Here is a 13,634-nt window from a genome sequence, read left to right as displayed (position 1 = left end):
TTCTATTTTTCTATTCCGTAAAGATAAAGTTTGTCTTCTATCAAAGCCAAAAAATGATTGCTGTTTTTTTCCACAATGATAAAATTTTCTTTAGAAAATACAGGATAGAATAATTGAGCTGGTGTGTAGAGTGAAATGGTATTTTGTTCTATTACGTAAATTCTATCATTTACGCGTCTTAATCTTTTACCATTTTCTATGTCGATAGAATATTTCTGAGCACCTTTGAGTTCATAAACGCTGAAACATTTTTCTCTGAGTAAGTATAAATGATTTTGATACACGATAAAATCTACCACAGTACTCAAATCCATGTCAAAAGGAAAGATATTGATAATTTTATCCTCTCGGTAATTGTACTGTATCAATTGCTTTCGAGCAGAATCTAACACCCAAATAAACTGTAAATCTTGCGAATAAACCGCTTTTACATGTCCAAATTTTTGGTATAGGTTTAGATACTGAATTTCATTAAGATTCTGGTCTAGAATTTTAATTTCCTGTCCGTTTTCTGAGAATAAAAAAATATTCAGAGGGTTTTCAACCGATTGTATTTTAAACGGTTGCGGAAACATGACTTGTGCTTTTTTATGGCCAAGAGAATCATATTTCAGAATACTCAAATCGCTATTGCGATACACATAAATGTTTTCATAATCATCTATAAGAACATCTCTAATACTATCTTTTATGATAATAGGAAATTCTTTTTGTGCAAAAAGTGTAGCACAAATAAATGTAAAAATAAGTGATAATCGTTTCATGGCATTTGTGTTTATAAAATGTATTATCAAGAAAAAACCAGAAACTTTCAGTATAAAATTTACTTAATTTTTACTTCATAGATTTTGTCCCAATTTTTTCCTGTAACGAGCATATTTTGCCCTTTGAAGGCAATTCCGTTGAGAACATCATCTGTTCCTGTGTTGTGTTTTTTCACAATTTCTGAGAAATCTATTCTCGCCACCACTTCTCCAGATTTTGGATTAATTTTTAGAATAATCGGCTTTTGCCAAACATTAGCGTAAACAAAACCGTTATCATATTCTAATTCATTTAATTGGTCATACACTTCAGAATTTCCAGCTACAGAGATGTATTTTACCATTTTAGAAGGATCATTTACATCTAAGAAATATAGATTTTTAGTTCCGTCTGAAGCGATAAGATTTTTACCATCATACGTTAAACCCCAACCTTCTCCCATTACATTAGGATAAGGAAATTCTGACAAAAGTTTAAGCGATGATTTATCATAAATAAAACCTTTTTTATTTTGCCAAGTCAACTGATATACTTTGTTTCCTACAATCGTGCTTCCTTCAGAGAAAACATCTGCTGGTTGCGCAGTAAAAGTTGTAGCATTGGTTTCACCTAAGGTATATTTTAAAATTTTAGATTGTCCGGTTTGTCCATCACTCTCATAAATGGTGTTTCCCTCTAACTGAAATCCTTGTACAAAATTAGCCTTATCATGAGGATATTCTGCCACGATTTCATAAGTCAATTGCGCTTCTGGATTTTTGGCGAAAACATTTATGGTAGCATCTTGACTCAGTACTTTTCCATCTTTGGTAATATTGATGGTTACCGCATTATCTCCTAAAGTAAAAAATGCTGGATCTACTACTAAATCGCTGGTTTCTTTGTCTCCAAAACTGATACTGATGCTTTCTGCGTTTTCTGTAACTTCTTTGGGTAGGTTTATTTTGTCCCCGAAATGATAACCTTTGGTTTCCATTTCTGTATTATAGGTATTGAGAGCGTCTAAAATCTCTTTGTCTTTATTACATGAAGTCAATAAAAATAGGGCAAATATACTTACGAAAAGTGTTTTTTTCATTCTTAAATTATTTAGTTCAAAATTACAAAAAAAGCACCACTCTATAAGAATGATGCCTAATATTTAATAAATTTTAAGAATTTTTAATTTTCAACAAAATTTTTCAAAGCTTTGTTTAGGATTTCGTCCCAACCGTTTTGGAAATTTTCTTTCTTAAAATCAGCGCCTAGATGATCAAAGTTTTCTAAACCTTTGTGTGTAAGAGTAACCAGCGTTCCGTTGCTTTCTGGCTGAAGTTCCCATTTTACTAACGTTTTATCATGGGTATAATCAGGATATGTCCAAGAATGTTTTAATTTTTTCTGAGGAATAATCTCTACGATTTCGCAGTGATGGTGTAATTTTTTATCTTCTCCTTCAAAGAAATTAAAAGCGGCATGCTCTTTTAATTCGAAGTCTGGTATATTAAAATACCATTCTTTCATCTGTTCTCTATTCGTAATCGCATCCCAAACTTTTTCTATTGGTGCGTTTACTTTTACGCTGATTTTAACATTATCGTGCATAGCGTTATCATTTTTAAGATTGAACAATTATTTATATTCGAATTTACAAAAAATATCTTGATTAATGTTGCTGAAATTTATCAGCCTTCTCTCAGCATTTAAACTCCAAATTGATCTAAATGATGATTGAGATGTTTCGCAAACATATTATTCCAACCTTGAGCCGTCATTTTCCCGAAATTAATATTTTCTTTTCCTTCAAAAGCTTCTCTTCCCAATTGTTGCACACGCTGAATATTGCCAATTAATTTGGCTTTTTCTTCTTCAAAGTTTCTTTCATCAGAAATAATAAAAGCTGGACTTGTTGGCAAACTCGGTTTATAAGGAATTTCGTTGGTGATTTTCGGCTTTACAAATTTCGAAAGTAAAAATTTGGCAATAAAATTAGGTTTTGGAAATTTTTCTGGTGTAAAAGTCAAGTCATAGGCTACATTCAAATGTGCTAAAACTTGGTCTACACTCATTTTGCCCCATTTTCTTTGGGTTTCTGGTGTTAAATTATTGATTCTATTGATGTACTCTTGTGCATCTTGTGCATCAAAAACGTTTTGCATGGATTTTATTTTTAGAGAATCTCAAAGTTAATTGAAATTTCTAAAACGCCTACCAAAAGAATCTTAAAAATATGATAAAATTTAGAAAATAAAAAACCGTTTTTGACCTTAAATATCACTTCTGATTCTGCTTAAAGTCTCCTGAGAAATTCCCAGATAAGTTGCAATCATTCCTAATGGAGCTCTGAGAATAATGTTAGGATTTTCTTCTAAAAGTTGAATGTACTTTTCTTTTGCCGTCATATATTGCAGCGAAGAAATTCTGCGCGACATCTCTATCATTAAGTTTCCAAGAATATATCTGCTGAAATTTGCCGCAGTAAGCGAAACCGAACATAATTCCTCTAATTTATTAAAATTACAAGTGGTGATTACAGATTTTTCTAACGTTTCTATGTTATTTCGAGTAGGTTGGTTTTTAAAAAGAGTATCTATATTAGCCGTAATCTTTCCCTCAGAATAAAAATTGGTGGTGATATCTTTTCCGTTTTCGTAGTAAAACATTCTTAGCAAACCCTCATCTACAAAGAAAACAGTATGATTGTATTGATTCTGCTTGCTCAATATTTCACCTTTTTCAAAGACTTTTGTTTCACATTCTTCATTTAAAAAACGCTCTATTTCTGCATCTACTTTAATGTGCTTATTAAGTTCTTGAATTAATTTCATGAAAACCAAATTTCTGGCAAAAATACACAAAAAAGGCGTTTCAGTAAACTGAAACGCCTTCGAATAAACATTAATAAAAAAACTATATGGATTAAACGAACCCTTGGTCGTCATAATCTTCAGAGAGATGATATTCTTTGAACAGCATTTTGATTTTGATTTTCAAAGCTATCCAACCTAAAAGAAAATAAACCCAACCTAGAATAAACAAGTGCCAGAAATATTTTTGGGTTAAATAATCGGAACCTTTTTCTACCACCATAATTTTCAAAGCTTCTAAATATGGTGTTAAAGGAATAATTTTAGTGAAATAAGTGATGAAATCTGGCATCGCATAATTTGGCCAAGTAAATCCACTGATGATGAACGCAGGAGAAGCAATTACCATTAAAATCTGAGTCGCTTTGAGCGCATCTGGAACCAAAATACTTACCAAAACGCCTAAATTGGTTGCTGCTACTACAAAAATTGCAGTTATCAAAAAGAAATTCATAGCGTTTTCTGGAGCTGGAATTTTAAAATACAAGCTGCACAAGTAAAAGAATAAAATATTTAAATTGGAAAAAATCCAAACAGGTAAACATTTAATCGCCATTACCAAAATTGCATATTTGTGTTTCCCTGCAAAATCTTTTATGAAAGAATCTCTTTTAAATTCTTCTGAAAACGTAACTGCCATTGCCAAAAGAATGACTTGCTGTAATACCACTGCCATCATTGCTGGCCACATGAAAATTAAGTAATTACTTGTGGTGTTAAAAAGCGTAATATAATTGGCTTTATAAGGTTCTATATTGGCTTTTGCTTGGTCTGCATTCATTCCTTTTTTTTGCAAAGCTTTCATTTCTGCACCTGCTGAAAAAGTTCCCAAGGTTAATTGAATTGCTTTTGAAGCAAAATTGGCCGTCAATACATTCGAAGTATTGAGATACACGTTAATTTCTGGATATTTCTTTTGCAGCATATTCGCCTCGAAACGTTCAGGAATAATCACTACTGCTCCTGCTTCTGTTTTGATGACCTCATCTTTCAAAATCGCCGGTTCTTCTACATAATTCAGCACTTTCAGCGTTTGATTATCATCTAACATGTCTACAATTTGGTTAGACAAAGGAGTTTGGTCATGATTAATCACAATCACAGGAATATCCGTTACTTTTCCCTTTTCATAGGTAAAACCTAACAAAAGCGCGTAGAATATGGGAGCCATAAAAAATACAGAAAGCATTGTTTTGTTCGTGAAGAACAAATGAAACTCTCTTTTTAAAAGGTATCTTAACTGTTTCATTTTTTCTAAATTTTAATTTTTTAACCACAAAAGAGACAAAAGCTTTTCCGTTTTAAAGTTTTCCAAAAGAAAAAAAACTTTTTTTACTTTTGAATTGCTTATTTTCAAACATTTCTTTTGGAGCTTTTGCGGTTTTTAGTTAAGATTATTTTAAAGTTACGCTAGAATTCACCAATAGATTATTCACTTTTGCTCTATCTGTAGGTATTACTTTAATTTCGTAAACCGCATCTTCTGGTTGATAATCAGGGAAAGCAGTGGTAATATCTGCATATTTTGTCAATTGTTTGATAGAAACTATTTTTCCTGAAAACTCTTGATTTCCGTAAGTAGATTTCATATTCACGGTCATTCCTTTTTGATATTTAGAAATTTTACTTTCTGGAATGGTAAAACGGAAATAAGTCGAATTCGGAATATAGCCATTAAATAAAGCATAACCTGCAGTTGCCAATTCGCCTACATTTAGAGAAATGGTTTCAATTTCCATATCATTGGTTGCGATAATATATCTTTCAGAATAGGCAACATTAGCTTCCTGAAGAACACCTCTCGCTTGATTTTCTTGACCGATTGCCATTTCTATTTTTTCTAATCTTGTACCGATTTCTACATCATGTAATTCTGCATTCACTGCGTCATATTGCGCTTTTGCTCCTTGTAATTTTGCGAAAGCCTCATCATAATTTTGTGGAGAAAGCAAACTGTCTTTGTACATATTTTGCGCTCTTTTAAAAGATTTTTGAGCGTACTGATATTGTTCCGCTAAACCCTTTTGTTTGGCTCGTAACTGACGAAGTTGATCTGCAGTTGCTCCATTTTTTGCCATTTGTGCTTGTGCGGCGGCAGCGGCAGTTGCTCCTTTTGCTTGAGCAATTTTCGCAGAAACTTCTGGAATGTCTAACATTGCGAGCGTATCTCCTGCTTTTACAGTTTGTCCTTCTTCTACATAAATTTTTAAAATTCTACCTGTAACTTTTGGCGCAAAAGAAACAATTTCTTTTTTGGTTTTTCCTTCGGTTAATTTTTGTGGAGTTTCATTTTTACAAGCTCCGAGAGAAAGTAAGGTTACTAAAAATAAAGATATTACAATATAGTTTTTCATTGGATTAAAATATTTAATTGATTAATGTTTATCGTTTTATAGTTTTTCTAAGTTTAAATTTTGAGTGGACTTCATCAGTTCAATCGCTGCCCTTCTTTGGTTAAACACAGCAGTTTGATATTCTAATTCTGCAACTTCCAAATCGTTTTCCGCTTCAATCAATTGCGTCGCTTTAATCAAACCATATCTGAATTCTTTTTCGGCTTGTGTCAATGCATTTTTAGCAATTTGTTTCGCCGTCGCTTTTAAGTCTACTTGCGCATTTGCGATGTTATAATTGGTTTGATTATTGGCTAAATTGAGTTGTAATTTTCTTTCGGCATCAGATTTTTTACTTTCTAAAATCTCTCTTTCAATTTTTGCTTTTTCTACCTCATGTTTTCCTTCATTTCCATCAAAAACATCCCATTTAAAACCAATTCCCGCTTGAAAAATCGGCAATAAATTAAGATTGGTCAAGTCATAATCTAACTTTGCACCAGTTCCCGGCATTAATTCTTTTGATGAAGAAAGATTGGTATTATAAAATCCCATGTAGGAAAGCGAAGTCATGGCTTGAACTTTCGGAATCCACCACGTTTTTTCTGCTTTTATTTTAGCATCAATAGCTTTCAAACCATAATCTAAAGCTTTCAGTTCCGCTCTGTTGTCGATGGTTTCATCGGTTACCAAATACTCAATTTTTTCTAAATTCGGGTTGATCAGGGCAATTCGCCCTTTATCAATTCCTGTTAAAAGATGCAATTGCGTTATCAGCAACTCTTTTTTGCCTTCGTATTCTACCATTTTAGAATCCAAAGTAGCTTGTGCCAATTCTATTTTTTTGTAATCGTAAGGGGTGATTAGTCCATAACCAAGAGCTTTTTCTGCAGTTTTTTTATTGGCATCCAGACGTTTTTTGCTTTCATCCAACACGTTTTTTGACTCTGCTACCAGTGCAAACTGATCATACGCTTTAGAAATTTGAGTAATGACTTCGTCTTGATTTTTGACTTGTAAAGCTTGAGTGGCATTATTTTTCTCGGTCAAAGCCTGTTTCAGATATTTTACTTTTCCGCCAGAATAAAGAAGCGCTTTTGCTTCAACTTTTGCGGCTGCATCAAAACCCGACAAAGTAAAATTATTGTCAAAAGTTCCTTCTGGAAAAACAGCACCCGGAAAAATAGGTTTAATCGCAGGAATGGCAATTTCTGGTGAAAGGAATTTTGCCGTAGCATTTAAATATTCTCCTTTTCCTGAAATTTCAACTTTGGGTAAGAAAATGTCTTTTAATTTTTGTTGGTCTAATCCATTTGCTTTAGACTCTAAGTTTTGTTGTTCTATGGCAGCATCTTTACTCATCGCTGCGTCTACCAATTCCTTGAATGAAGGAGCAGTTTGCGCAGAGAAGGACAAAGGAAAGCCCATCATTGCTGTAAAAATTAATGTTTTATAGTTTTTCATTTTTAATGTTTGTTTACAGATGCAAAGTTGCGACGATTGAAAAAATATTCCTTTGATATTTGTCAAAAAATAAAATCGCCCACAAATTTTTGTGGGCAATTTCATTTTCAATTATTCATTAATGGAAACCTTCGTTCCTTGTGTATGAGCGTTCATTTGTGGTGCGTAATAGTTTTGCATCGTAGTAATTCCGTTACTGAACGTTCCCGCTGCATTACAAATATAATCATACTCGAAAACGTATTTTCCTTTCGGCATGTATTCGATGTAGAAATTGGTAGAAGCATCTTTAGTAACTTGATAATAACCCAAATTATTCTTCCATTGATAGCCAGAAAGTACGTCAACTGGTTCAAAACCTGCCGCTCTCATATCTTTCAGATGAATAAATTCCATATTTCTATCGGTGTTCAGAATCATTCTTACCGTAACTTTATCGCCGATTTTTAAAGGTGTATTTTCTGTAATTTTTTGCAATTCTTCACCGTTTACGGTTTTCACTTTTTTGTACAATTCTTTGGTGATGGAAATATAACTTTCAGAAGATTTAATTTTGTCTAGATCCTCATAATATTGCCAGAATAAACCACCTTGTACAATTCCAGCTCCTGGTTTTGTAATGGTTACTGTGGCTAAATTTTTATCAATTTTATCTGAATTCACAGCTGATTTCAAATAACCCGTTGCTTTTGTGTAAGGATTTACCAAATCTTTTCCTCCCCAAATTATCGTGGCTTTATCAGATTCCGCAGAAGTCCATGATTTCCCAGAATTTAGAATTGTGTAAATCACTTCGGCGGTACTTCTGGAAGTATCCCAATTGGAAACTTCTTTCTGTGTGATGAGCCAAATTTTCATTTCTTCTACAAAATTTTGGTCGGTAGTCAATTTATTGAAAGCTTCCAAAGCACCAGCGTGATTTACGGTTTTAGAAGAATACCAACCCCAATCGTTGAGATTATGTTTCCAATACACCCCTTGCGTTTCGCTTTGCACGGAAGTTTCTTTAAGATAAGTCATCAATTTTTTAGAAACGTCTTTCAAATTGTAAGCATCAAAAAGCAACGCTGCTCTGTGTAAACCAAAGAAAGTAAAGTCTGTAATTTCTGCTTTCTTCGCTTTTGCAATCACTAAATCTTTCATTGTTTTACCGTTTCCTTTTAACGGAAATTCTTTTTCCCAATAATGACGAGTGTCCAGATAATCCAGCGCATAATTACTCCAAACATTGCTTCGACTACGCTCAGCAACCGCCTTTACATCGAAATATCTGCTCACTTCATTATCCACAAATTTCACCAATTGAGAAACCATTTCTTTTTGTTCCGAAGATTGATAATCTGCCAAATTTCCCTTTAACCAATCATTAATTCTGCCTAAATTTTTCAAAATATAAAGCGAGTTGTAGTAAGAACTTGGGTAACCAGCGTACCAAGAGAAACCTCCATCAGGATTTTGCAGTTTTTTCAGTTCGCTCCAATCCTCATTGATGGAATTTCGCATATTATTGGCATCAAATAAACGAGCCAGTTTCTGCATTTGTTCGGTTTCGTTTTTAGCATCTAAAACCCAAGGTGTTTCTTCCAACAACAACTGTTTCAATTCTTGGTTTTTCTCGAGATTTGAATTTAATAAACCTTTAGATTGATATTCATCAAAAACGGTTTTCAGTTTTGGATTGGCTTTGAAAATTTCAGACGCCAAAACATCGGCAAACCATTTATTGAAAACCACATCAGCAGAAAGATTATTATCATTTTTAAGACTTGGCAACGCAAAAATCACTTCCCAAATTGGATTGGTCGTCAATTCTAAAGTGTTTGAAACATTCGTTGCTGTTTTAGACGAATTATTTTTCAGATTTTCTAAAACAAAAGTCTTGGTTTGACCTTCTTTCACAAAAACCGGAACGGCATCTGTTACCAACATTCTGTTTGGAAGAACCGCGATTGCTTTTTGTTCGCCATCCGAAAATTTTCCTTGTCCACTGAGCGAAGTCGAAGTGGCTACGTTTTTAATGATGATAGAAGAAACACCATTCGGAACTTTTACATTCCATTGAACGGTTGTGCTTCCATTTGCATTGAGTGTAAATGATTGTTCTACGTTGTAACCAGCAGCTGCATTTAACTGGTTAATTCCAAATTTTTCAGTAATATCTTCATTGGTGAAAGCGTCTAATATTTGCAATTTCGCAAAACCGTTGAGTTGCGAAGTCGTTAAATTGCTCAATTTAGATTTGAAAACCAATTCATCGCCTTCTCTCAAAAATCTAGGATAATTCGGTGTTACCGAAAATTCTTTTTGTGTAACCACCGTTTTTTCTAAAGTGGCAACTTGCGCATCTTTGGTATGAGCTAGAAACATCAATTTCCATTGTGTAAGCGCTTCTGGAGATGTAAATTCAAACGATACATTTCCGTTTTTATCCGTCATTAAATTTGGATAGAAAAATGCGGTTTCGTTCAGATTCTGACGAACTTTTATATTTTCTAAATTTTCTTTTTTCCTTCCATATGCTACTGTTACTACTTCTTCAATATTCTTAGTTTTTACGGAATCTGTTACAGCTTCTGCCTTCATTGAAGCCATTCCTCTAATTTTTATTTCTTTATTTGCACCAGGAACCGCTGAAGAAACCTGAAGTCCAGGAGTTCTTCCTTGCAATTTATCGGTTATTATTGAACCATCAAACCAATCAAAATCAGGTCTATTCACACCTAAATTATCAAAATATTTCAGTCTTTTATTATAATATTTTTGAACTAAACTTTCATTGATGCCGTATTGAGAAATCCAGTAAGGTTTGCTGTAAAGACTTTGCCAAGAATAAGTATTTACCGCAAATTGGTCTAAAGATTTATCATACATATTTGCCAAAACTTCGGCGGTTACTTTTTCTTTGTCTTCACCGGAAAGTTTTATCGTCCATTTTTCTTTGGAATTCGGTTGTAATTTATCTCTAAATGTTACCAATTCTATTTTCAAAGGCTTTTTATCCGAAGAAATTTTCACATCTTGCGAAACAGTTTGCACATCATTGAAAGCAATCATTTGAAACTGAACATTCAGATTTTCTATGCTTTCATCTTTCGGAAGTGGAACTTCGTAAATTAAAATTCCGTTTTTAATCGGTAATTGCTCAAACTGTGTTTTCCCATCACCGTTTTGAACATATACATTGACCAAAACATCTGGAATGGCTGAATAAACGTAGAATTTCGCCTTTTCAGTTCTATTGTATTCAGATTTTACCGGAATTACTTTTAAGAAAGGCTTTTGATTTTCAGAAAGTTTAGCTTTATCAAAAACTTCAAAAATTTTCTCCGTTTTGATGGTATCTTTTCCTTCGATGTTAAAGAGTTCTAGTTTATATTTTCCAGTCGGAAGTTTTCCTATTTCAAAGTCAGTTGCAGTTCCTTGCTGATTAATTAGTTCAGAATTAACACTTGTCATTCTAATAATTTTAGAATCTGGAGTTTTTTCAAAAATTACTTTTTCTACTCTATTTTCTTTCTCCGATTTATCAAAATAATCATGTGGGAATTTTTGCACAAAAACTTCTTTACTAAAGAAAGAGGCATTCTGAATTTCACTTTCAAAATTGGTTCTGAAAACTCTTTCTTGAGGTGATAATTTTGACAATTTTGCAGTGTAACTTTTCTTTAAAATCTGGTCATTGTAATTTTTAGTTTCAACTTTAAATTTTATATTTTCGTCTGTAAAATAATCTGTCACACTGAGCGGAGTCGAAGTGTTCGCTTCTGAAAGTGAAATATAATGCGAAACCGAAGCCACTTTTAGATTGGTTTGGTCAGATTGTGTTTCTCCGTTAATATCGGTTACAGAAGCATTGATTTGATAATTATCAATCTGAATTCCTTCTAAAGTTTCATCTTTTTTGAGGTCAATTTTTATGGTAAATTCACCTTTTTCATTGGTTTTTACTTCGCCAAGAATTGAGTTTTCGTTATCATTTCCACGAGGATACCACCAGAAATATCTCCAACGAATATTCTGTTTTTTGATTTCATAATTTACGGTAGCATTATTGAGCGGAACTCCCGAAAACATCATCGCTTTTCCTTGCAATTCTATGGTTTGTCCATATTGATATTCTTGTTTTACCGGTTCAAAACTCACTTCAAATTTCGGACGTTTATATTCCTCTACTCGGAAACTTTTATAGCCATCAATTACGTAATCCGTCACATTATCGTCGTCATTATCTACTTCTATTGTAAATTGTCCGTTCAGTTTTCCTTGCGGAAGCGTAAAACTTCCGTTCACAGAACCAAATTCATTGGTCGTTAAAGTTTGCGTAGAAATTTCTTCACCATTTGTATCTTTCAAAGTGATATTCAACTTCACTTTTGGTGTTACTTTTTCTTTATTGGTTTCACTGCTAAAAGCGGTTCCAATCACTTTAAAATAAACGGTTTGTCCAGGTCTGTAAATTGCTCTGTCTAAGAAAATTTGCGCATGTTCTACTTCATTTCTAGTGTTAAAAGAGGTATCATACTGATTGCCATAGACTTGCAAAAGATTCACATCATTGGTAGAAGGTTGACGCACCAAAACATAGCGATAATAGCGTTTTTTATCATTTTCTGGAATTTTGAAACCAGCTTTAGCATCTGTAACTCCCGCAGATTTTTCTACATTTTGTTGAGCAACATATTCATAAAACTCTAAGTTTTCTTTTGGTAAAATTTTCCCATTATTTCTGAGCACCAATTGCAATTCGTTTTCGAAAATTTGTTGGTCTGATTTATTCTTAAAAATAATTCTAGAATTGGTAGCAATAAAGTAAAAATGATCTTGAACATTGCCATCTACCAAATATTCTCCCACGTAAATACCCGAAGGAAGTGGCGCAATTTCCAGCGACGTTTTATGAGTAGTGTAATCTTTGAAATTTTTCAAAGGAAAAGTTTCTTTTTTTACCAAAGTTTTCTTGAGTTGAGAAAAATAATCTTTGTTCCAAGAATTATAAATATACTTCAAAAAGCCTTGATAATCAGATTTCACTTCATAAATATTGAGCGAAAACTGTGAAGTATTTTTATATTCCGCAACCAAATGAATCGGTTGATTCGGCAAAGTGGACGTTTCAAATTTTATATTAACAAAAGGCTGTTTGATTTGATTTTCCTGGTTTTTGATGTTTTCTAAAAATTTAGATTTTGGATAGGCTTTTTTCACTTTTTCAATCCAAGAAAGTGCTTCTTCAAATTTTTGTTCTCCTTGAAGACTGGAAATGATTTCTTGAGCGATTAAAACTTTATAATCGCCTTCTGTTGCTGAATTATAAAGAGAAATTAATTGCTCTTGTTTGTTTTTACATTTGGTAAAAGCACAATCGTCATTCAGTTTTTGATGTTTGAAGTACAATTGTGCGTTTCCTGAATTTTTAGCAATCAACGCATCATAAATTCCTAAAATTTTAGGCTGATTTTCTTTCAGTTCATTTTTAGTAAAATAATAATTACTTTGAAGATAATCAATATATTGCATTGATTTATAATCAAAGAAGCTAGGGAAATAAGCAATATCTTCTACTCCATCAAAAATTTCTGCATATTTTGAAATCGTAATTTTTTGTAACGCTGCATCTTGCTTAGAAATTTCAGAAAAATGTTGGGCAAAATAATTTTTAAAATCTAATTTGCTCCATGTTTCGATTTGAGAAAAATCTTGCTTTTCGCCAGTATTTACATTCGTTCTTTGGTTAATTTCCCATTGATTTTCATCGTAATAATCTTGAAAAAAGTCTCCCAACAATACTTGAAAAACTAATTTTTGTTCGCCTTTTAATTTTTGGTCAAAAGATTCTAATTTTTTAAAAAATTGAGAAGCGGTGTCATTTTGAGTATCATCTTCGGTAAGGTCTGTCACGCTTAATTCCGCTTTCAAAGATTTAATCAATTGAATCGCGTTGTCTTCTGAAATCGCACGTTTCTGAATGTCTAAAATGAGCGGAAGATTAGATTTATAAGTTCCTTTCTTATAGTTTTCAGAAATTTTCTTCCATTGTTGGTCATAGTATATTTGAGCTTTCATAGGAGTTATATTCCAAATGAGGAATAGTAAAATGAAGATTTGGGTTAGTTTTTTCATAATCAAAAAAGATTTTTATTGCATTAGAATAAAATGTCACGAAAAATCAAAAAATAGATTCTTCATTTCGCTTTGCTTCATTCAGAATGACAAAGTGTTTTTATAT

At 32.8% G+C, this 13,634-nt stretch carries 9 protein-coding genes; all 9 read right to left on the bottom strand.

The window, feature by feature from the left end:
- Positions 1-2: 2 nt before the first annotated feature.
- The 9 genes from KKQ76_RS02665 to KKQ76_RS02625 all read right to left on the bottom strand — a co-directional run bounded on the left by KKQ76_RS02665 (position 3) and on the right by KKQ76_RS02625 (position 13,528).
- Entirely contained in the window at positions 3-764 is a 762-nt protein-coding gene (locus KKQ76_RS02665; RefSeq protein WP_213195707.1) for a hypothetical protein, read from the bottom strand.
- Positions 765-823: 59 nt separating this feature from the next.
- Positions 824-1,843 carry a glutaminyl-peptide cyclotransferase gene (locus tag KKQ76_RS02660; RefSeq protein WP_213195706.1) on the bottom strand — a complete coding sequence of 340 codons (1,020 nt, stop codon included), beginning with the start codon at positions 1,841-1,843 and terminating at the stop codon, positions 824-826.
- Positions 1,844-1,926: 83 nt separating this feature from the next.
- Complete coding sequence (locus KKQ76_RS02655; protein ID WP_213195705.1) at positions 1,927-2,349, bottom strand: SRPBCC family protein; 423 nt, start codon at positions 2,347-2,349, stop codon at positions 1,927-1,929.
- Between the two features lie 98 nt (positions 2,350-2,447).
- On the bottom strand, positions 2,448-2,903 hold the full coding sequence (locus tag KKQ76_RS02650; protein ID WP_213195704.1) for a DUF1569 domain-containing protein: 456 nt from the start codon (positions 2,901-2,903) through the stop codon (positions 2,448-2,450).
- Between the two features lie 108 nt (positions 2,904-3,011).
- Positions 3,012-3,572 carry a Crp/Fnr family transcriptional regulator gene (locus KKQ76_RS02645; protein WP_213188780.1) on the bottom strand — a complete coding sequence of 187 codons (561 nt, stop codon included), beginning with the start codon at positions 3,570-3,572 and terminating at the stop codon, positions 3,012-3,014.
- Between the two features lie 91 nt (positions 3,573-3,663).
- On the bottom strand, positions 3,664-4,860 hold the full coding sequence (locus KKQ76_RS02640) for an ABC transporter permease (RefSeq protein WP_213195703.1): 1,197 nt from the start codon (positions 4,858-4,860) through the stop codon (positions 3,664-3,666).
- A gap of 145 nt (positions 4,861-5,005) precedes the next feature.
- Entirely contained in the window at positions 5,006-5,965 is a 960-nt protein-coding gene (locus tag KKQ76_RS02635; protein ID WP_213195702.1) for an HlyD family secretion protein, read from the bottom strand.
- A 36-nt stretch (positions 5,966-6,001) separates the two neighbouring features.
- Positions 6,002-7,408: a TolC family protein gene (locus KKQ76_RS02630; protein WP_213195701.1), complete on the bottom strand. Its 1,407-nt coding sequence runs from the start codon at positions 7,406-7,408 to the stop codon at positions 6,002-6,004.
- Between the two features lie 111 nt (positions 7,409-7,519).
- Entirely contained in the window at positions 7,520-13,528 is a 6,009-nt protein-coding gene (locus tag KKQ76_RS02625) for an alpha-2-macroglobulin family protein (RefSeq protein WP_213195700.1), read from the bottom strand.
- Positions 13,529-13,634: the final 106 nt, after the last annotated feature.

Origin of the sequence: Cloacibacterium caeni, assembly GCF_907163105.1 — a bacterium.
Lineage (GTDB): Bacteria > Bacteroidota > Bacteroidia > Flavobacteriales > Weeksellaceae > Cloacibacterium > Cloacibacterium caeni_A.
The sequence above is the reverse complement of the archived record's forward strand: the minus strand, read 5'-3'. Positions and strand labels throughout refer to the sequence as shown.

Bases quoted from the DNA above. Each gene is read 5' to 3' on its own strand.
- KKQ76_RS02665 (WP_213195707.1), bottom strand. From the start codon at position 764: ATGAAACGATTATCACTTATTTTTACATTTATTTGTGCTACACTTTTT.
- KKQ76_RS02660 (WP_213195706.1), bottom strand. From the start codon at position 1,843: ATGAAAAAAACACTTTTCGTAAGTATATTTGCCCTATTTTTATTGACT.
- KKQ76_RS02655 (WP_213195705.1), bottom strand. From the start codon at position 2,349: ATGCACGATAATGTTAAAATCAGCGTAAAAGTAAACGCACCAATAGAA.
- KKQ76_RS02650 (WP_213195704.1), bottom strand. From the start codon at position 2,903: ATGCAAAACGTTTTTGATGCACAAGATGCACAAGAGTACATCAATAGA.
- KKQ76_RS02645 (WP_213188780.1), bottom strand. From the start codon at position 3,572: ATGAAATTAATTCAAGAACTTAATAAGCACATTAAAGTAGATGCAGAA.
- KKQ76_RS02640 (WP_213195703.1), bottom strand. From the start codon at position 4,860: ATGAAACAGTTAAGATACCTTTTAAAAAGAGAGTTTCATTTGTTCTTC.
- KKQ76_RS02635 (WP_213195702.1), bottom strand. From the start codon at position 5,965: ATGAAAAACTATATTGTAATATCTTTATTTTTAGTAACCTTACTTTCT.
- KKQ76_RS02630 (WP_213195701.1), bottom strand. From the start codon at position 7,408: ATGAAAAACTATAAAACATTAATTTTTACAGCAATGATGGGCTTTCCT.
- KKQ76_RS02625 (WP_213195700.1), bottom strand. From the start codon at position 13,528: ATGAAAAAACTAACCCAAATCTTCATTTTACTATTCCTCATTTGGAAT.